The organism is Enterobacter sp. 5-4, from assembly GCF_000612205.1.
Taxonomy (GTDB): domain Bacteria; phylum Pseudomonadota; class Gammaproteobacteria; order Enterobacterales; family Enterobacteriaceae; genus Enterobacter; species Enterobacter roggenkampii.
On record NZ_JFHW01000011.1, the window covers coordinates 19,568 to 38,977 of the forward strand.

A 19,410-nucleotide genomic window follows, 5' to 3' on the forward strand; every position below is an offset into this window, starting at 1 on the left:
GTCACACGGAGAGTTGCTGTCGGGTCGTTTCCGGCAGCAGCTCAACCGCCTGCTGATAGGACGCGTCCACCAGGTAGTAAATTTGCGAGCCTGGAATCGATCCATCCAGATAGACGGTGCTCCAGTGCGCCTTATTGAGGTGCTGGCTCGGCCTCACGTCATCATGCTGCTGACGCAGTAAATCCGCCAGTTCAGGGCTGGTTTTCAGCGACGCCGCCGGACGGCCTTCTACCTCTTTCACCATCGCAAACAGCACATCCCCCACCTTAACCTGCGTGGCTTTCCAGTCGCTATGGACGCTCTGCTCCGCGCCGGGCTTGCTCATGCAGTACTGAAGTATCTCCGAAATTGTCATCTTTATTCCCCTTGTAGCGTGGCGATAATTTTACGCGAACCACCGTGAATGCGATGTTCTCCCAGCCAGATCCCCTGCCACGTGCCCAACAGCAGCCGTCCGTTGTGGACCGGCAGCGTCAGCGATACGCCCAGCAGGGAAGATTTGATATGCGAAGGCATATCGTCCGCCCCCTCATAGTCATGCTCGTAGGGCGCGTTGTCCGGGACGCTCTTCAGAAAATGACGCTCCATGTCAGACCGGACGGTGGGATCGCAATTTTCATTCAGCGTGAGAGAGGCTGACGTGTGCTGAAGTAGCAGATGCAGCAAACCCGTTTTGACCCGCGACAGGTCGCGGAGCTGCCCGATGACTTCATCCGTCACCAGGTGAAAACCGCGTGGTTTAGCGCTTAAGGTCAGGGTCTGTTGGTACCACATCTGCTGCTCCGTAATGAAAGATGAATCTTTCTAAGTGTGCAGCAAGAAGGCGAAAGGTAAAACCCGCAGCAGCGAGATTTGATTAAAAAAGAGTCAAACTCGCTGCCAGAGACTTAATACTCCGAGTTGACGATCACCTCTTCACCAAACTTTCCGGCCATCGGCAGCGGTCGATAGGTCGAGTTAGACGCGCGTAACACCCTGATCCCTCTGGCACCAGCATCCTGCGCGGCGGTAATGTCGTTATCCGAATCGCCATAAAACACTTTGATGTTTTTCTTTTCCAGCCACTGGATTTTGGTGTTTTGCCCCTCTTTGTCACCCGCAAAAATGACCGGATTCATATTGGCAGCCGGGATCTGGAAATCGTCCTGCAGTGTTCTGGAGACGGTTTCCGTTTTGGTCTGGCTACGGCCGGTAACGAAGTAAATGCTGTCACCGCGCTTAACGTGCATAGCAATAAGCGCCCGGGCGACCTCTTTCGGGATGCTGTAATCGTCCCAGCCGTTATTCATTTTTTCCCAGAACTCCGGATTCTTCAGATACGCTTCGCTGTCCGGTGAATACATTTTTTTGCCGCGCCAGAAGCCAGGGCTTGAGAACAGCACGGTATCGTCAATGTCGAAGCCCACGGCCATTGGCGCGCGTCCCATCAGGCTGTTTTCGATTTGGGCCACGGAGACCCAGTGAATGGGCGCCTGTTCGGCAAGCATGGCGGCGGTGGTGCCGGTGTAAAGCGGCGTCGGCGCCGAGGCACGTGCGACGACGGCGCTATTAAGTGAGAACAATAAGCAGGCGGCGCTGAGCGCCAGTGTGATCTTGCGCATATTTTCCCCTGAATATTCAGCTTGTTATGGTTTTATTTTGAGTGAATGGTCAAAAAACTATCCGACCTTAACCCCAGCGGGAGGTGAAGGGAAGGAGTTTTTGCTTATGAAGCGGAATAAAAAGAAGACGATCACAAAGTGTGGATGAGTGATGTAGGCCCGGTAAGGCGCAGGCGCAGCCGCCACCGGGCAAGATTTTCTGCGGCCTGATGCCCTCTCCCACAGGGAGAGGGCGATAATAAGTAGTGAGTACTTACATCACAGCTGCAAACGCCTGCGCCACGCGGTGAACGTTGCTGGCATTCAGGCCCGCCACGCACATACGGCCGCTGGCGATCAGGTAGACACCGAACTCTTCGCGCAGGCGATCGACCTGCGCCGCGCTCAGTCCGGTATAGCTGAACATCCCGCGCTGCTTGAGCAGATAGTCAAAGTTATGCCCTGGCACGGCCTCTTTCAGGACGTTAACCAGCGCCTGACGCATCGACAGGATGCGCTTACGCATCGCTTCCACTTCGGCAAGCCAGGATGCTTTCAGCGTTTCGTCACCGAGAACCGTCGCCACCACCTGAGCACCAAAGTTTGGCGGGCTGGAGTAGATACGGCGCACTGTCGCTTTTAGCTGGCCCAGCACGCGGCCCGCCGCTTCGGCGTCTTCACACACCACGGACAGGCCACCAACGCGTTCACCGTACAGGGAGAAGATCTTAGAGAAGGAGTTACTCACCAGTACAGGCAGCCCGGCGCTGGCAGCGGCACGGATGGCATAGGCGTCTTCTTCCATACCCGCGCCAAAGCCCTGGTAGGCAATGTCGAGGAACGGGATCAGGTCGCGGGCCTTCAGCACCTCGATCACCGCATCCCACTGGGCATTGGTGAGATCCGCCCCGGTTGGGTTATGGCAGCATGGGTGCAGCAGCACAATACTGCGCGCTGGCAGCGTGTTCAGCTTTTCCAGCAGCGCGTCAACGCGCACGCCGTTCGTTTCGCTGTCGAACCACGGATAGGTCGCCACCTTAAAGCCCGCGCCCTCGAAGATCGCAACGTGGTTTTCCCACGTCGGGTCGCTGACCCACACGCCTGAATCCGGGAAGTATTTTTTCAGGAAGTCTGCACCGACTTTCAGCGCACCCGAGCCGCCCAGCGTCTGGATGGTCGCCACGCGTTTTTGCGCGAGCACAGCGTGATCGGCGCCGAACAGCAGCGGTGCAATGGTGTTGCGATAAGCGTTTAGCCCTTCCATCGGCAGATACAGAGACGCGCCGTGTGGAACCGCGTTCAGACGCGCTTCGGCTTCGGCAACGGCTTTTAATTGAGGAATAATGCCCTCCTCGTTGTAATACAGACCGATGCTGAGGTTCACTTTGTCGCTGCGAGGATCTTCTTTGAAACGCTCCATTAAGGAGAGGATAGGGTCGCCGGCATAGGCGTCAACTTTCTGAAACACGCGATGGTTCTCCGGAATTCGATGAGGCAGGGATTTCAACAATAAACCGGAAGCAGATGAAGGTCGAGAGCGATATCAGATCGGTCCCTGGATATATCGGCAAATGTGATCGATTCGCTCAGGCAGTGAGCCCTGCACGCGCAGAAAAGGAATATTTCGTGCCGACAGCTCTGCTTCATACCATACTTGCTGTCGGTGGCGAAACGCCTCGCCCTGCCGGGTGCCATCCTGCACAAACGGAAATTCATCTCCGCAAAGTACGACCAGCGCATAGTGTCGTTCAGCTAACTCCTTTAACGCCTGCGGCGCGCTGCCAAACTGATCGAGTGCGTAAAACAGGGTCGTTAAAGGTGAGGTATCACAGACCAGATAAGGCGCCGTGCAGGCTAATGCTTCCCGACGTACTTGCTCGCGGGCAATATGCAGCAAATCCTCCCGATCCAGGATACCGTTCTTCGCTTCCCAGTGTTCACGGCCATACTCTGCAACGTACGGAACGTTTAGCGTCTGCGCCAGAGCCTTTGCTAGCGTGCTTTTGCCCGTCGATTCTCCACCTAATAAGCAGATACGAAAAACAAAGCTGCGGTACACCTCTGGGGACATCATCTTACGATAACGATGAACATCAGAACGGATGAGCGTTCCCGAAGGGGCCTCTGGTCCCCGTTGACGCTGGAGACGCACGTGCGCAACCGGTCGTCCGAAACGCTGGCTCAGGACAACGGCAAACCCGTCTCCATAGTCTTCGGCAGTAAATACCGCCTCTGGCTGACAGTGCAAAATGTCCTCACACAGCGTTGCAACATAATGCCGGTGGAGATCGTCATCAGCGTCATTCGGTGGCGGTGGCGCAAGGCCATATGTAGCCAACACATGCGGCGAAAGCACGAGGTGGCGACATTGCGGAAAGCGCGTTGTTAACCAGTTAAGCCGCTTTTCAGGTTCGTAACCGCGTATTTCCGGCGACGAATAGCTGATGATACAGACCGTCTCGCACTGCTCAAGTGCCGTATTGATAAGCGCTTCATGGCCTGCATGTAATGGTGCGAATTTGCCTACCACCAGGCCGTTAGCATACAGCGTCATTGCGCACGGATCTCCTTGCGCCACTGATACAGTCCGTGCCACGCATTAAACCAAAACACCAGATATAAACCGGCGGTCAGATACAGTTCTCTCGTCGCGTACAGCGGTACTGCCAGCGTGTTAACGGCAAGCCAGATGTACCAGTTTTCCAGACGCCGTCCCATCAACATAAACTGAGCAAGAATGCTGAATGTCAAAATGATGGAGTCCAGCCAGGGGGCCCATGCATTGGTATAGAGATGCAATATCCACCCGTACGCCGCTGCTACGCTTACGGCGCAGGCTAAAAGCATAAAAAAATGTCCCGGTCTGGTACGACGGACAGGCAAGACCTCTCCATGATTGCCTTTAAGCCAATGCAGCCAGCCGGTTATGCTCGTTATGATGAAAAAGAACTGAAGGGTAACGTCAGCATAAAGCTGCACAGAATAGAAGACCCAGGCATAAAGCCCGCTACCGATGATGCCTATCCACCACGTATGGATATTGTTTCTGGCGGCCAGCCAGACGGAGAGAGCATAGGCCAGACATGCAGCGATTTCTGAAGGGGACATTATCCTTCCCTGGAATGAAATGTTAGTCGATGTACTTCATCGCCACCCGAGACGTCAGGCGGGTGATAAGTTCGTAAGCACTCACTTTAGTGATTTCAGCAATACGTTCAACGGGTAAACCTTCCCCCCACATCACCACATCGTCGCCGGGTTTATCCTGCGCTTCTGGCCCCAGATCGACGCAAATCATGTCCATCGCCACGCGGCCAACGATCTTCACCTCGCGACCGTTGACCAGCACCGGCGTACCCGTTGGTGCTGCGCGCGGATAGCCGTCGCCGTAGCCCATCGCCACCACGCCGAGACGCGTGTCGCGCTCGCTGGTCCAGGTGCCACCATAGCCCACCGGTTCACCGGCTTTGTGTTCACGCACGGCAATCAGAGTAGACACCAGAGACATGACTGGCTGGAAACCCATGTCCGGCCCCCAGGGTTTATTCTCCAGCGGCGACACACCGTAAAGAATGATGCCCGGTCGCGCCCAGTCGAAATGCGACTGCGGCCACAGCAGAATACCGCCGGATGCGGCGATCGAGCGCATCCCCGGCTTGCCTTCGCAGAAGGTATTAAAGATATCCAGCTGTCGCTCGGTCGCACCGCACTCGGGCTCATCGGCACGGGCGAAGTGGCTGACAATATTCACCGGCTGGCGCACGTTTTTGCACCGGCATAAACGCTGATAAAACGCTTCGGCGCTTTCCGGACGTACGCCCAGACGGTGCATGCCCGTATCAAGCTTCATCCACACGGTCACCGGCTCGCTCAGCTCAGCGGTTTCCAGTGCGGCCAGCTGTTCTTCGTTGTGTACCGCCGTGTGCAGATGCTGATCCGCGATAGTTGGCAGATCGGCGGCTTCGAAAAAGCCTTCGAGGAGCAGAATCGGCTGGGTAATCCCCCCCGCGCGCAGGCGAAGGGCTTCTTCAAGACGGGCGACGCCAAAGGCGTCGGCATCGGGGAGCGTTCGCGCGGTCTCAAGAAGACCGTGTCCGTAAGCGTTCGCTTTCACGACTGCAACGAGCTTGCTGGCGGGTGCCAGTTCACGCAGACGTTGCAGGTTGTGTCGCAGAGCGCGGCGGTTAATGACAACAGTTGCCGCTTGCATTTGAATTCCTTAGAAATTACTCATCATCATATTGAGGACCGGCATAGTTGTCGAAACGCGACCACTGGCCGTTAAAGGTCAGACGCACCGTCCCGATCGGGCCGTTACGTTGTTTACCAATAATAATTTCGGCGATCCCTTTCAGGTCGCTGTTCTCGTGATAAACCTCATCACGGTAGATAAACATGATTAAGTCGGCATCCTGCTCGATCGAGCCGGATTCACGCAGGTCGGAGTTGACCGGACGTTTGTCGGCACGTTGTTCCAGAGAGCGGTTAAGCTGCGACAGCGCCACCACCGGCACGTGCAGCTCTTTGGCTAACGCCTTGAGCGAGCGGGAAATTTCGGCGATCTCCAGCGTACGGTTGTCGGAGAGCGACGGGACGCGCATCAGCTGAAGGTAGTCGATCATGATAAGGCCGATACCGCCGTGTTCACGGGCGATACGACGCGCGCGGGAACGGACTTCCGTCGGCGTCAGGCCGGAAGAGTCATCAATATAGATGTTACGTTTTTCCAGCAGAATGCCCATGGTGCCGGAGATGCGCGCCCAGTCCTCATCGTCGAGCTGGCCGGTACGGATGCGGGTCTGGTCCACGCGCGAGAGCGATGCCAGAGAACGCATCATGATCTGCTCGGAGGGCATCTCAAGACTGAAAATCAGTACCGGCTTATCCTGCAACATCGCCGCGTTTTCGACGAGGTTCATCGCAAAGGTCGTTTTACCCATCGACGGACGCGCCGCGACGATAATCAAATCCGACGGCTGCAGACCGGCGGTTTTCTTGTTGAGATCGTCATAGCCGGTGTTCACCCCGGTCACACCGTCGTGCGGCTGCTGGAACAGCTGTTCGATACGGGCAACGGTGGCGTCGAGGACGTCGGCGATATTTTTGGGGCCTTCGTCTTTGTTGGCGCGGCTTTCGGCGATTTTGAAGACGCGAGACTCGGCAAGGTCGAGCAGGTCTTCACTGGTGCGACCCTGCGGATCAAAACCCGCTTCGGCGATCTCATTCGCCACCGAGATCATCTCGCGGACAACGGCGCGTTCACGCACGATGTCAGCATAAGCGCTGATGTTCGCCGCACTTGGCGTGTTTTTTGACAGTTCTGCCAGATAGGCAAACCCGCCGACGCTGTCCAGCTGTCCCTGACGCTCCAGCGATTCCGCGAGCGTGATCAGGTCAATCGGGCTACCCGACTCCTGCAGGCGCGCCATTTCGGTAAAGATATGACGGTGCGGACGGGTGTAGAAATCCTCGGACACCACGCGCTCGGCGACGTCGTCCCAGCGCTCGTTATCCAGCATTAAACCGCCCAACACCGACTGTTCCGCTTCAATCGAGTGCGGCGGGACTTTTAACCCTGCGACCTGGAAATCACGCTCGCGAGGTTCAGTCTGTTTGTTGAAGGGTTTGTTTCCTGCCATAGTGAATGGAGTTACCGAGATAAAGAGTGGGTCGAAAGATTACCACATTCTGGAGGAAGCATGGCAACACGTATTGAATTTCACAAGCATGGTGGCCCTGACGTACTCAACGCGGTGGAGTTCACCCCCACCGCGCCTGGCGAAAACGAAGTGCAGGTTGAAAACAAAGCCATCGGCATAAACTACATCGACACCTATATTCGCGGCGGGCTCTACCCGCCTCCGTCGATGCCGAGCGGACTGGGTACCGAGGCGGCCGGCGTCGTCGTCAAAGTGGGCAGCGCGGTTAAGCATATTAAAGAAGGCGACCGCGTGGTGTACGCGCAATCTCCGCTGGGCGCTTACAGCTCCGTCCACAACGTCCCGGCGGATAAAGCCGCCCTGCTGCCCAACGCCATCTCCTTTGAGCAGGCGGCGGCCTCCTTTCTGAAAGGGTTAACCGTTTACTACCTGCTGCGCAAAACCTATGAAATTAAACCCGACGAGCAGTTCCTGTTTCATGCCGCGGCGGGTGGCGTCGGGCTCATCGCCTGTCAGTGGGCAAAAGCGCTGGGCGCAAAACTGATCGGCACCGTGGGCAATGCCCAAAAAGCCCAGCGCGCGCTGCAGGCGGGCGCCTGGCAGGTGATTAACTACCGTGAAGAGAGCATTGTCGAACGGCTGAAGGAGATCACCAGCGGCAAAAAGGTGCGCGTGGTGTATGACTCGGTAGGGAAAGACACCTGGGAAGCGTCGCTGGACTGCCTGCAGCGTCGTGGGCTGATGGTGAGCTTCGGAAACGCCTCAGGTGCTGTCACCGGCGTGAATCTGGGCATCCTTAACCAGAAAGGCTCGCTGTACGTCACGCGCCCTTCCCTGCAAGGCTACATCACCAACCGGGAAGAACTTGAGGAAGCCAGCAACGAGCTGTTCTCGCTGATCGCCAGCGGCGTCATTAAGGTGGATGTGGCAGAAGCGCAGAAATACCCGCTAGCCGATGCGCAGCGTGCGCATGAGGTGCTGGAGAGCCGGGCAACGCAGGGATCGAGCTTGTTGATTCCCTGAGCCCCAAAAAGAAATTGGGCTTCCCGTGGGAAGCCCTTTCTTTTTTTAGTTCGGCTGTATGTAGGGTACAGCGCGATGAATTCTTTAACGGCAGTCATAGTGACAGATTCGATAAGTAAATCCTATTCTGTTCTAAGCCAGGCTGCCGGAAAAGTTACAACTCTGTGACGAACCCCTCAATACCTTAGTAACGGAAGCGGTTATTGCGCTGATAACTGGGCACTTTTGGCGATTTAATCGCCCGTATCACCCATACCACCGCCACGGCCAGCAGTAACCACGGCAGCAGTTTGATCGTCAGGGCAAACAATCCGCCAATAAACATGACGACCGTCGCCACCACGATAGCCGCCAGAATGCCGAGCAGCGAAATGCCCGTTGCTAACAGCATGACAAAAAAGCCAATCACAAAAAGTAGTTCCAGCATGGTGCTCTCCCACGCGTTCCCGAATGATGCAGCAAACATTACAAGAATCATGCCAGACATAACGTGTTGTTCTTAAAGCAAAACGCCCCGCGAGAATTCGCAGGGCGTGGTGAATTTGACGAACTTTTAGCGAAAGTTATCGCTTGTCCGCCACCAGGCGCAACGCATGTTCCAGCACCTCAATATCGGCCCCGGCTTTATGCGCGTTTTCGCTCAGGTAGCGACGCCACTGACGCGCGCCCGGAATGCCCTGGAACAGCCCAAGCATATGGCGAGTGATATGGCCGAGATACGTACCGTTGCTCAGCTCGCGCTCAATGTAAGGATACATCGCACGCACGACGGCAACCGGATCGGTGTCTGTACCTTCGATGCCAAAGATTTCGCGATCGACCGTCGCCAGAATGCCCGGGTTCTGATACGCCTCGCGCCCGACCATCACCCCATCCATATGTTCAAGATGCGCTTTGGCCTCTTCCAGCGACTTGATGCCGCCGTTAATGGACATCGTCAGGTGCGGGAAGTCACGCTTCAGCTGATACACGCGCGGGTAGTCCAGCGGCGGGATCTCACGGTTCTCTTTCGGGCTCAGGCCGGAGAGCCAGGCTTTTCGCGCGTGGATGATGAACATCTCGCATTCGCCCTTGCCGGAGACCGTATTAATGAAATCGCACAGGAATTCGTAGCTGTCCTGGTCGTCAATCCCGATACGGGTTTTGACCGTCACCGGAATGGAAACGACGTCGCGCATCGCCTTGATACAGTCCGCCACCAGCTGCGCGTTCCCCATCAGGCAGGCGCCGAACATGCCGTTTTGCACGCGATCGGACGGGCAGCCAACGTTGAGGTTGATCTCGTCGTAGCCGCGCGCTTCAGCCAGCTTCGCGCACTGCGCCAGGGCGGCCGGATCGCTGCCGCCCAGCTGCAGGGCAACCGGATGCTCTTCTTCGCTATAGGCCAGATAGTCGCCCTTGCCGTGAATGATTGCGCCTGTGGTCACCATTTCGGTGTACAGCAGCGTATGGCGGGAGAGCTGGCGCAGGAAATAGCGGCAGTGTCTGTCCGTCCAGTCGAGCATTGGCGCAATGGAAAAACGGTGTGCAGGGAAAGCGGTCTGTAATTCTGACGACATGGCGAAGTTTTAAGCATCTGGTGGAAAAGGGGCGCTACTATAGCACAAAGAAAAGCCGGAGGCGCAGCGCCTCCGGTGGACTTTAGAACGTCATGCTCAGCTGAGCCCCTGCGCCCCAGGTTTCGTCTTCACCGTACAGGCCCATCAGGTCAACATGCACGGTGCTAAACGGCGCGAAACCGACACCGCCGGTAAAGACATTGCTGTCGTTACCCTTCACGTCGGCACGATAACCCGCACGCACCGCCAGCCAGCTCAGCGGCGTCACCTCGGCACCGACACCCACGTACTGCGACGTATCTTCGCTCTTGAAGCCTTTGGTTTCGGTCAGATCGCCATCGGCGGTCAGCGTCACCAGGTCGTTGTGCCATGCAGCACCGGCGGTCACCAGCGGACGGATCTGGTAGGTGTCTTTATAGCTCACCACTTCTCCCGTACGGCCGTTGCGGATACGGATGTCTTTGGTGTCGATATCACGCGACATCAGGTTTTGTCCGCTCACGCCCACGGTCCAGTGTTCGCCGAAATCGGCCGCAATACCGGCATCCACGTTGAAGCCCGTATCGTCAGTGCGGTAGCGGCTGTCGTTCCACTTGTTACTGTCGTAATCGTAGATTGACGTGGTGTAGTTATAGACCCAGGTTTTTTGCAGTTTTGGCGTAACCCCCACGGAAACCGGGACGCCCCCCAGATCGAACTGACGGGCAACAGCAACACCGTAATCGGAGACTATCGCCGCCCGGCCGGATGCCGTTGAGTTGAGGTTTTTGGTGATCTGATCCGTACCATTCAGCGCAGCGTCCAGCGCGACACCGGCAGCCACGACATTGCTTCGTTGAATACGGCGAAGGTAATCAATATCTTGCTGATCGATAGACGAGCTCACCCGGCCATGGGCATAGCCTTTCGCCATGAAGGCTACCGAAAGGACATCGTTAGGGATACTCACCGCAAGCCCTGCCCCTGCCGTTGCGCGTGCGGTTTTGCCTTTGAGATAGTCCAGCTCATCGGCCAGATCTTTGGCCGCGCCCTGGAATTGATTAATGGAACCTAATGGATTGGTGATAATTTCTCGTGGCGTGAGATTATCAACCACATCCTTGTAGTGATTAATTTTGTCGTTGATGTTATCAATCTCGTCTTGAAGATTGTCTTCATCCGTGATTTGCGCGCCAACCGAAGGCAATATGACCGTCACATCATCGTCCGGCTTTGCCTTTGCCAGCAGCGCGGGGTTAATTAACGCCCCACTACCATAGCTTCCCGAAGCCACGCCGGTGCCACCCATTGCGTCGCTGCGTGATTCTGTCCAGGTATTGGCTGCTCCCGCCTGATTTGCCATAAACAAGGAGACAGCAATGCTAACCACCGAAAATTTAAAATTTTTTTTCACAGTATGCCCGTTATAGTCTGTTATGAAATAACCCCTGTCTGTTATCACCCAAACAGGAACGAACTATTGCTGTGAATAAGTAGTAAAAGACCCGCTATTTCTTTCCCTAAGTAAAACTCCCTTACGGCCTGTTATATTTTGTGACGGCCCTCAATATTTATAGAAGAGGAAATTATTTTTTCCCAGGTTTTCCATCATGCGGCCCAAAAAACTGCGGGGGATGATCTACCCAGCGATCTTCCCGCGTGGCGGCATACACGGGGTTGAGCGGGTAGTAGATGCGGTTGTGCTTCTTATTGGCCTCGCCAACGACCAGGAGCCGAACCTCATCGTCCGTGTTGTTGATAAAGGTATGACAGATGCCGGTTCCGGCGGGAAAACCTACGCTGTCGCCAGGCTCCAGCTTCCACAAGTAGCCGTTAATCCAGGCTTCAGGGTAGCCTTCGAGTACGTAAACAAACTCTTCTTCGTCGCTCTCCGCATGCGGATAGGACGTTCTGCGCCCAGGCGGCAGGCGCTCATGATGGATGCCAATACGCCCGAGCCCAAGCCTGCGAGCCAGCGGAGCACCAATGGAAAACAGCTCATCGCTGTCGGGGTAGGTCGAGTCATCCGCGCCTTCCACGTCGCGCCAGTGTCGAATGCAGTCAGGTCTTTTCATTCTGGTTCTCCCGGTTTTCGATGGGTCAGGTATAGCACAGACTGGCGGATCTCGGTGTTTTTAGCAGAACATGATAAAGTGAAGGTTTTCCGTCCTATAACATCCGGGGTGCTACATGGATAAGTCCACAAAAGAGCTGTTAGCGCAGGCCGAAAAGCTGTGTGCGCAACGCAATGTGCGCCTGACTCCGCAGCGCCTTGAAGTATTACGTCTGATGAGCCTGCAGCAGGGTGCCATCAGCGCCTACGATCTTCTGGATCTGCTCCGCGAAAGCGAGCCGCAGGCAAAGCCGCCGACGGTCTATCGCGCGCTGGATTTCCTGCTTGAACAAGGGTTCGTGCACAAGGTGGAATCCACCAACAGCTATGTGCTATGCCATCTGTTCGATCAGCCCACCCACACATCGGCGATGTTTATCTGTGACCGCTGCGGCGTGGTGAAAGAAGAGGCTGCGGAAGGCGTGGAAGATATTATGCATACGCTGGCAGCGAAAATGGGCTTTGCCCTACGTCATAACGTGATTGAAGCGCACGGGCTCTGTTCCGCGTGCGTGGAGGTGGAAGCCTGTCGCCATCAGGACGCGTGTCAGCACGACCACTCTATCCTGGTGAAGAAAAAGCCGCGTTAGCGGCAAAAGCAAAGGCGGCTCATGGCCGCCCTCAGGGTGTACTTCCTTGTACTTTCGGGTGTAGCCCGGTTACCAGCGGTAGTCGTTGCGTTTTTCCCAGTCGCCCACTTCTTTTTCCGCCTGGTCTTTTGCGTAGCCGTAACGCTCCTGGATTTTACCGACAAGCTGATCGCGTTTACCTTCGATGACGGTCATGTCGTCATCCGTCAGCTTACCCCACTGTTCTTTCGCTTTACCTTTGAACTGCTTCCAGTTGCCGCCGATTTCGTCTTTATTCATCATCGTGTCCTCTTCGTTAAGCGTCGGGTCGTAACGTCCGTTACGTTCTTTTCTGCTGGACGTGATAATTATTGTAGTTAAGGATTCCGTGGTTAATTTCATATTCGGAATCTTTAACCGTCACGATATATCGGAGCGCGAGGGAAACCAGGTATTGTTTTGCCAGTGTCGGTGCCAGATAAACGCCAGCGATAATCCGCGCAGCGAGAGGAAGACGGCCAGGGCCAGCCATAAACCATGATTCCCCAGCCAGGGGAGCGTCAGGAGCGTCAGGCCAAATCCGGCCGCCGCGACAGCCATACTGTTGCGCATTTCGGCTCCGCGCGTCGCCCCAATAAACATGCCGTCCAGCAGATAACACCAGACGCCAACCACCGGTAAGACGACTTGCCAGATGAGATAGTGGCTCGCCAGCTCGCGCAGCGCAGGGAGAGAGGTAAGCAATGCAACGATCTGCTCACCGAAGCAGGCGTAAACCAGACCAAAGGCCAGCGCCACCAGCCCCGACTGACGGCAGGCAGCCCGCCAGACCTCCCGTAGCTGCCCGCTTTCGCGCGCGCCGTACGCCTGTCCGGAATGCGCTTCAACCGCGTAGGCAAAGCCGTCCAGCGCATAGGCGGTAAAGGTCAGAAGCGTCATCAATACCGCATTCACCGCAACGATTTCCGGCCCCAGTCGAGCCCCGAAAACCGTCAGCGCACCAAAGCAGAGCTGAAGAAGAAGCGAGCGCAACATGATGTCACGGTTGAGCGCCAGCAGCTTACGGATATTGCCGCGCCATGCGGTTTTGAGCAGCGCCAGGGAGATCCCGCGCATGGCCAGCACACGCCGGACCATCCACAAGCCAATGATAAAGGTCCCGTATTCGGCAATCGCCGTCGCCAGCGCCGCGCCCTGCACGTTCATATGCAGACCCATGACCAGCCAGACGTCCAGAACAATGTTGAGCAGATTACCCACCACCAGCAAAATCACGGGCGCGCGGGCGTACTGCACGCCCAGTAGCCACCCCAGCAGAACCAGGTTTGCCAGCGAGGCGGGTGCGCTGAGCCAGCGGATTTCCAGGAACCGTCGCGCCTGCGCCAGTACCGCTTCGCTGCCACCGACGATATGAAGCGCAAGATCGATCAGGGGGGCCCGCAATACAACGATTAACGCACCCGCGCCAACCGCGAGGATTAGCGGCTGCACCAGTGCGCGCGCCAGACGCAGCGGATCTTTCGCGCCATAAGCCTGTGCGGTAAGACCGGTGGTACTCATGCGCAAAAAGAGCAGCAGCATAAACAGGAAGCTGGTTGCCGTCGCGCCAATCGCCACGCCGCCAAGATAAACCGGTGAATCAAGATGGCCTATAACGGCAGTATCGACCAGCCCCAGCAAGGGCACGGTAATATTGGAGAAAATCATCGGCAGAGCAAGACGCCACAATGCCTTATCGGATGCCGTCAGCAGTGACATGAAAGATACCGGGAGTGGGGAATGAATCAGGCTACAGCGGTGCCATAGCCTGTCAGGAAGAGATTACAGCCATTCACCATTGCGAATCACGCCTACCGCCAGACCTTCAATAGAGAAGCTCTGTTCGCGGAGGTCGACCACAATCGGGGTGAACTCGCTGTTTTCGGGCAGCAACTGAACAGTGTTACCCTGCTTTTTCAGACGCTTAACGGTCACTTCGTCATCAATGCGTGCGACCACGACCTGGCCGTTTCGCACGTCCTGGGTTTTATGCACCGCAAGCAGATCGCCATCAAGAATGCCGATGTCTTTCATCGACATGCCACTGACGCGCAGCAGGAAATCAGCGCTCGGTTTGAACATGCCGGGATCGACCTGGTAGTGACCTTCAATATGCTGTTGTGCCAGCAGCGGCTCACCTGCAGCAACGCGGCCTATCAGCGGAATGCCCGTCTCTTCTTCCACCAGCAGGCGGATACCACGCGACGCGCCTGACACAATCTCAATCACACCCTTACGCGCCAGCGCTTTCAGGTGTTCCTCGGCAGCATTCGGAGAACGGAAGCCCAGACGCTGCGCGATTTCCGCACGCGTGGGTGGCATACCCGTCTGGCCGATATGATCCCGAATGAGATCAAACACCTCTTGCTGCCTGGTCGTTAACGCTTTCATTCCGCCCCCTGGGTGTATATACAGTTATGCTGTGAGTATATACAGTCAAAGGCGATTTTGGAACCAAAAACTGCACAAAAAACCAGGGACTTAATTATTCCTCGAGGCTCATCGGAAATGTGACCAAAGCAGGGTGACCCAGGTGATAACGGCAGTGATAATCGCCAGCAACACGGCAGCAGAGCCCATGTCTTTTGCACGGCCAGAAAGCTCATGGAAATCGGAACCAATGCGATCAACAACGGCCTCAATAGCGCTATTAAGAATTTCCACTATCATCACCAGAAGTACGGAACCGATAAGCAGTACGCGGGTAATCGCATCAACATCAAGGAAACAGGCGACGATCACCGCGATGATTGCGGCGACGCCCTCCTGGCGAAAAGCGGCTTCGTTGACCCATGCGGCACGGAAACCTTTCCATGAATAGCCGGCGGCTTTGATGATACGCGTTAACCCAGTGGTATTATTGGCCATTAAAAGAACCTTTTTTAAAAAAGAGCGTCATTAACATGAGGCGGAGCGCGTTTCGCTACAGCCTGAAGTATGACGGGTAACAACAGAAATTTTGCGCGCTTTCTGTTATCCTTGCGCCGCAATTGCATTATTAACCAGAGGCTTTACATCGTTTATGTCCGGCTGGCCACGAATTTACTACAAATTACTTAATTTACCATTAAGCATCCTGGTAAAAAGCAAGTCTATCCCAGCAGAACCCGCGCTGGAACTGGGGCTCGATACGTCGCGCCCTATTATGTACGTTTTGCCTTATAACTCGAAGGCAGACTTACTGACGCTTCGCGCCCAGTGTCTGGCGCATGACTTACCTGACCCGCTTGAACCGCTGGAAGTTGACGGTACGCTGCTGCCGCGCTACGTCTTCATCCACGGCGGGCCGCGCGTGTTTACCTATTACACGCCGAAAGAAGAGTCCATCAAGCTGTTCCATGACTATCTCGATCTGCACCGCAGCAATCCCGATCTGGATGTGCAGATGGTGCCGGTATCGGTGATGTTTGGTCGTCGTCCGGGTCGTGAAAAAGGCGAAGAGAATCCGCCGCTGCGCATGCTTAACGGCATCCAGAAGTTCTTCGCGGTCTCCTGGCTGGGACGCGACAGCTTCGTGCGTTTCTCCCCGTCCGTTTCGCTGCGTCGCATGGCGGACGAGCACGGCACCGACAAGATCATCGCGCAAAAACTGGCGCGCGTGGCGCGTATGCACTTCGCCCGTCAGCGCCTGGCGGCCGTAGGGCCACGCCTTCCGGCGCGTCAGGATCTGTTCAACAAGCTGTTGGCTTCAAAAGCGATCGCCCGCGCCGTTGAAGACGAAGCGCGCAGCAAGAAAATTTCGCATGAGAAAGCTCAGCAGAACGCCATTGCGCTGATGGAAGAGATCGCAGCGAACTTCTCTTATGAGATGATTCGCCTGTCCGATCGTATTCTCGGCTTTACCTGGAACCGCCTGTATCAGGGCATCAACGTGCATAACGCTGAGCGTGTACGTCAGCTGGCGCACGATGGCCATGAGATTGTCTATGTCCCCTGCCACCGCAGCCACATGGACTACCTGCTCCTTTCCTACGTGCTCTATCACCAGGGGCTGGTGCCACCGCACATCGCAGCCGGTATCAACCTGAACTTCTGGCCCGCGGGCCCGATTTTCCGTCGCCTGGGCGCGTTCTTTATTCGTCGTACCTTCAAGGGCAACAAGCTCTACTCCACCGTGTTCCGCGAGTATCTTGGCGAGCTGTTCAGCCGCGGCTATTCCGTGGAATACTTCGTGGAGGGCGGCCGTTCCCGTACCGGTCGTCTGCTCGATCCGAAGACCGGCACGCTGTCGATGACCATCCAGGCCATGCTGCGCGGAGGCACCCGTCCGATCACGCTGGTGCCTATCTACATCGGCTACGAGCACGTGATGGAAGTGGGCACGTACGCGAAAGAGCTGCGCGGTGCGACCAAAGAGAAAGAGAGCCTGCCGCAGATGCTGCGCGGCTTGAGCAAGCTGCGCAATCTCGGTCAGGGCTACGTGAACTTCGGCGAGCCGATGCCGCTGATGACCTACCTGAACCATCATGTGCCGGAATGGCGCGAGTCCATCGATCCTATCGAAGCGGTGCGTCCTGCCTGGCTGACGCCAACGGTTAACGGCATCGCGTCCGAGCTGATGGTGCGCATTAACAACGCCGGTGCGGCTAACGCCATGAACCTCTGCTGTACGGCACTTCTGGCTTCACGTCAGCGTTCCCTGACCCGTGAACAGCTTACGGAGCAGCTGGATTGCTATCTGGACATGATGCGTAACGTGCCGTATTCGGTTGACTCGACCGTGCCTTCTGCAACCGCCAGTGAACTTATCGATCACGCGTTGCAGATGAACAAGTTTGAAGTGGAGAAGGACACGATCGGCGACATCATCATTCTGCCGCGCGAGCAGGCCGTTCTGATGACCTACTACCGCAACAACATCACGCATATGCTGATGCTGCCGTCGCTCATGGCCGCCATTATTACCCAGCATCGTCATATCTCCCGTCAGGAGCTATTGCGCCATCTTGAGACCATCTATCCAATGCTGAAAGCGGAGCTGTTCCTGCGCTGGAGTAAGGATGAGCTGGCGACAGAACTGGATAAGATGACGGAAGAGATGCGTCGCCAGGGGCTGATTACCCTGAACAACGACGAGCTGCACATCAATCCGTCACGCTCCCGCACCCTGCAGCTGCTGGCGGCCGGTGCGCGCGAAACGCTGCAGCGCTACGCCATCACGTTCTGGCTGCTGAGCGCGAACCCGTCCATCAACCGCGGTACGCTGGAGAAAGAGAGCCGGACGCTGGCCCAGCGCCTGTCCGTTCTGCACGGTATTAACGCCCCTGAATTCTTCGACAAAGCGGTCTTCAGTTCTCTGGTGCTGACGCTGCGCGATGAAGGCTTCATCAGCGATACGGGTGATGCCGAGCCGGAAGAGACGTTGAAGGTGTACCAGATGCTGGCAGAACTGATTACCTCGGACGTGCGCTTAACGATTGAGAGCGCCACGCAGGGCGAGTAACACAATGCCGGGTTATGGCCCGGCCTGACGCCCTGGATAATAAAAAGGCCCGGTAAGCGCTGACGCTACCGGGCCTTTTTTTGCCTTGTTAAATCATTGCATTTAGCTGAGCAGCGTAAAGGCAATCATCCCGACAATTGCACCCGTCGTGCCGAGGATAGTTTCCATCAGCGTCCAGGTTTTCAGGGTTTGCGCTTCGGTGGCGCCGGTAAACTTACCGAACAGCCAGAAGCCGGCGTCGTTAACGTGAGAGACCACAATCGAACCACCCGCGATACAAATAGAAAGCGCGGCCATCTGGGCACCGGAGTAGTTCAGCTGTTCAATCACCGGCATCACCAGACCCACGGCGGTTAAACACGCCACGGTGGCGGAACCCTGGATGATACGCACCGCCGCAGCCAGCACAAAGCAGGTGACCGCAATCGGCAAGCCCATCCCGGTCAGCGCTTCGCCCAGAGCCGGGCCCACGCCGGAATCCACCAGCACCTGCTTGAACACGCCGCCTGCACCGATCACCAGCAGGATAATCCCCGCAGGCTGCAGCGCCGCACCGCAGATCTCCATCACCCGGTCTTTTGGCATCCCCTGACGCATCGCCAGGCCGTAAATCGCCACCAGGCACGCCACCAGGATCGCCGTGAACGGATGACCAATGAACTCAAACCATTCGTAGGCGGTAGAACCGACCGGCACAAAGCGCGCGGCGATGGTTTTCAGGCCCACCAGCACCAGCGGCAGCAGGATCAGCGACAGGCTGAAGCCGAAGGATGGCATTTTGCCCTCGCCCAAGTGCGGCTCGGTAATGTCGTCCGGAATGTGCAGCTCAACGTAACGGCTGATGAAGTTGCCCCACAGCGGACCGGCGATAATCATCCCCGGGATTGCCGCGCACAGGCCAATCAGGATCATCCAGCCAAAGTCGGCGTGCATCTGGGAGGCCAGCAGCATCGGGGCAGGCCCCGGCAGCAGAAACGCTGCGGCTGCCGCCACGCCCGCAAACAGCGGAATGACCAGCTTCACGAGGTTAGTACCGGTATGGCGCGCCATGGAGAATGCGACGCTTATCAGCAGCACAACGGCCACTTCGAAGAACAGCGGCAGCGCGCAAATCAGACCGGCCAGACCAATCGCGTAGTGCGCGCGGCTGTGGCCAAAGGATTTCAGCATCTTGACGGCAATCTGGTCGACCGCGCCCGTCTCGTGCAAAATCTTGCCAAACATCGCGCCCAGCGCGACCACAATCGCCAGGAAGCCCAGCGTACCGCCCATCCCTTTTTCCATTGTCGCGGCGATCTTGTCGAGCGGCATACCGGAAAAGAGACCAGCACCAATAGAAACCACCATCAAAGCAACAAAGGCGTGCATGCGCGCCTTCATCACTAAAAACAGCAGCAGCAATACCGAACCTACTGCTGTCAAAACTAGCGTTAATGTACTCAAAA

At 56.4% G+C, this 19,410-nt stretch carries 20 protein-coding genes; 3 read left to right on the plus strand and 17 right to left on the minus strand.

Going from position 1 to position 19,410, the window contains the following annotated elements:
- Position 1 precedes the first annotated feature (1 nt).
- From AA74_RS0108435 to dnaB, 8 genes are all read right to left on the minus strand, one after another.
- Positions 2-355, minus strand: coding sequence for an MmcQ/YjbR family DNA-binding protein (locus AA74_RS0108435; protein ID WP_008503382.1), 354 nt, complete (start codon positions 353-355; stop codon positions 2-4).
- A gap of 2 nt (positions 356-357) precedes the next feature.
- Positions 358-774 (minus strand): secondary thiamine-phosphate synthase enzyme YjbQ, encoded by a 417-nt coding sequence (locus AA74_RS0108440; RefSeq protein ID WP_023293516.1) that lies wholly within the window; start codon positions 772-774, stop codon positions 358-360.
- Between the two features lie 113 nt (positions 775-887).
- Positions 888-1,601 (minus strand): acid phosphatase AphA, encoded by a 714-nt coding sequence (aphA, locus tag AA74_RS0108445; protein WP_023293517.1) that lies wholly within the window; start codon positions 1,599-1,601, stop codon positions 888-890.
- A gap of 253 nt (positions 1,602-1,854) precedes the next feature.
- Positions 1,855-3,048, minus strand: a complete 1,194-nt coding sequence (gene tyrB / locus AA74_RS0108450; RefSeq protein WP_023293518.1) for an aromatic amino acid transaminase — start codon at positions 3,046-3,048, stop codon at positions 1,855-1,857.
- A gap of 75 nt (positions 3,049-3,123) precedes the next feature.
- Complete coding sequence (locus AA74_RS0108455; protein ID WP_025912205.1) at positions 3,124-4,134, minus strand: AAA family ATPase; 1,011 nt, start codon at positions 4,132-4,134, stop codon at positions 3,124-3,126.
- A complete protein-coding gene (pnuC, locus tag AA74_RS0108460; protein ID WP_023293520.1) occupies positions 4,131-4,688 on the minus strand; it encodes a nicotinamide riboside transporter PnuC in 558 nt (185 codons plus the stop codon). The genes AA74_RS0108455 and pnuC overlap by 4 nt, the downstream gene beginning before the upstream one ends.
- Positions 4,689-4,710: 22 nt before the next feature.
- The gene (gene alr, locus AA74_RS0108465; RefSeq protein WP_008503376.1) at positions 4,711-5,790 is read right to left on the minus strand and encodes an alanine racemase; all 1,080 of its coding nucleotides are present in this window, start codon (positions 5,788-5,790) and stop codon (positions 4,711-4,713) included.
- Positions 5,791-5,806: 16 nt separating this feature from the next.
- Positions 5,807-7,219 (minus strand): replicative DNA helicase, encoded by a 1,413-nt coding sequence (gene dnaB / locus AA74_RS0108470; RefSeq protein WP_008503375.1) that lies wholly within the window; start codon positions 7,217-7,219, stop codon positions 5,807-5,809.
- Positions 7,220-7,279: 60 nt separating this feature from the next.
- Between dnaB and AA74_RS0108475 the strand changes: the two genes are divergently transcribed.
- Complete coding sequence (locus tag AA74_RS0108475) at positions 7,280-8,263, plus strand: quinone oxidoreductase (protein ID WP_008503374.1); 984 nt, start codon at positions 7,280-7,282, stop codon at positions 8,261-8,263.
- A gap of 184 nt (positions 8,264-8,447) precedes the next feature.
- On the opposite strand, the gene pspG is transcribed toward AA74_RS0108475, so the two are convergent.
- The 4 genes from pspG to AA74_RS0108495 all read right to left on the minus strand — a co-directional run bounded on the left by pspG (position 8,448) and on the right by AA74_RS0108495 (position 11,876).
- On the minus strand, positions 8,448-8,690 hold the full coding sequence (pspG, locus tag AA74_RS0108480) for an envelope stress response protein PspG (protein WP_008503373.1): 243 nt from the start codon (positions 8,688-8,690) through the stop codon (positions 8,448-8,450).
- 136 nt (positions 8,691-8,826) lie between these two features.
- Positions 8,827-9,822, minus strand: a complete 996-nt coding sequence (gene dusA / locus AA74_RS0108485; RefSeq protein WP_025912206.1) for a tRNA dihydrouridine(20/20a) synthase DusA — start codon at positions 9,820-9,822, stop codon at positions 8,827-8,829.
- Positions 9,823-9,904: 82 nt separating this feature from the next.
- Positions 9,905-11,215: a conjugal transfer protein TraF gene (locus AA74_RS0108490; RefSeq protein WP_021242754.1), complete on the minus strand. Its 1,311-nt coding sequence runs from the start codon at positions 11,213-11,215 to the stop codon at positions 9,905-9,907.
- 172 nt (positions 11,216-11,387) lie between these two features.
- Entirely contained in the window at positions 11,388-11,876 is a 489-nt protein-coding gene (locus tag AA74_RS0108495) for a cupin domain-containing protein (RefSeq protein WP_025912207.1), read from the minus strand.
- 115 nt (positions 11,877-11,991) lie between these two features.
- Here AA74_RS0108495 and zur point away from each other — a divergent pair, with 115 nt between their 5' ends.
- Positions 11,992-12,504: a zinc uptake transcriptional repressor Zur gene (zur, locus tag AA74_RS0108500; protein ID WP_008503369.1), complete on the plus strand. Its 513-nt coding sequence runs from the start codon at positions 11,992-11,994 to the stop codon at positions 12,502-12,504.
- Positions 12,505-12,573: 69 nt separating this feature from the next.
- Here the strand turns inward: zur and AA74_RS0108505 are convergent, their stop codons facing one another.
- The 4 genes from AA74_RS0108505 to AA74_RS0108520 all read right to left on the minus strand — a co-directional run bounded on the left by AA74_RS0108505 (position 12,574) and on the right by AA74_RS0108520 (position 15,390).
- Positions 12,574-12,783: a CsbD family protein gene (locus AA74_RS0108505; protein WP_014830284.1), complete on the minus strand. Its 210-nt coding sequence runs from the start codon at positions 12,781-12,783 to the stop codon at positions 12,574-12,576.
- A gap of 120 nt (positions 12,784-12,903) precedes the next feature.
- Positions 12,904-14,241 carry an MATE family efflux transporter DinF gene (gene dinF / locus AA74_RS0108510; RefSeq protein ID WP_008503367.1) on the minus strand — a complete coding sequence of 446 codons (1,338 nt, stop codon included), beginning with the start codon at positions 14,239-14,241 and terminating at the stop codon, positions 12,904-12,906.
- 63 nt (positions 14,242-14,304) lie between these two features.
- Positions 14,305-14,913 (minus strand): transcriptional repressor LexA, encoded by a 609-nt coding sequence (gene lexA / locus AA74_RS0108515; protein WP_008503366.1) that lies wholly within the window; start codon positions 14,911-14,913, stop codon positions 14,305-14,307.
- A 108-nt stretch (positions 14,914-15,021) separates the two neighbouring features.
- Positions 15,022-15,390 carry a diacylglycerol kinase gene (locus AA74_RS0108520; protein ID WP_021242750.1) on the minus strand — a complete coding sequence of 123 codons (369 nt, stop codon included), beginning with the start codon at positions 15,388-15,390 and terminating at the stop codon, positions 15,022-15,024.
- A gap of 154 nt (positions 15,391-15,544) precedes the next feature.
- Here AA74_RS0108520 and plsB point away from each other — a divergent pair, with 154 nt between their 5' ends.
- A complete protein-coding gene (plsB, locus tag AA74_RS0108525; RefSeq protein WP_021242749.1) occupies positions 15,545-17,965 on the plus strand; it encodes a glycerol-3-phosphate 1-O-acyltransferase PlsB in 2,421 nt (806 codons plus the stop codon).
- 102 nt (positions 17,966-18,067) lie between these two features.
- Here plsB and gntU read toward each other — a convergent pair whose 3' ends face one another.
- Complete coding sequence (gene gntU, locus AA74_RS0108530; RefSeq protein ID WP_014833577.1) at positions 18,068-19,408, minus strand: gluconate transporter; 1,341 nt, start codon at positions 19,406-19,408, stop codon at positions 18,068-18,070.
- Positions 19,409-19,410: the final 2 nt, after the last annotated feature.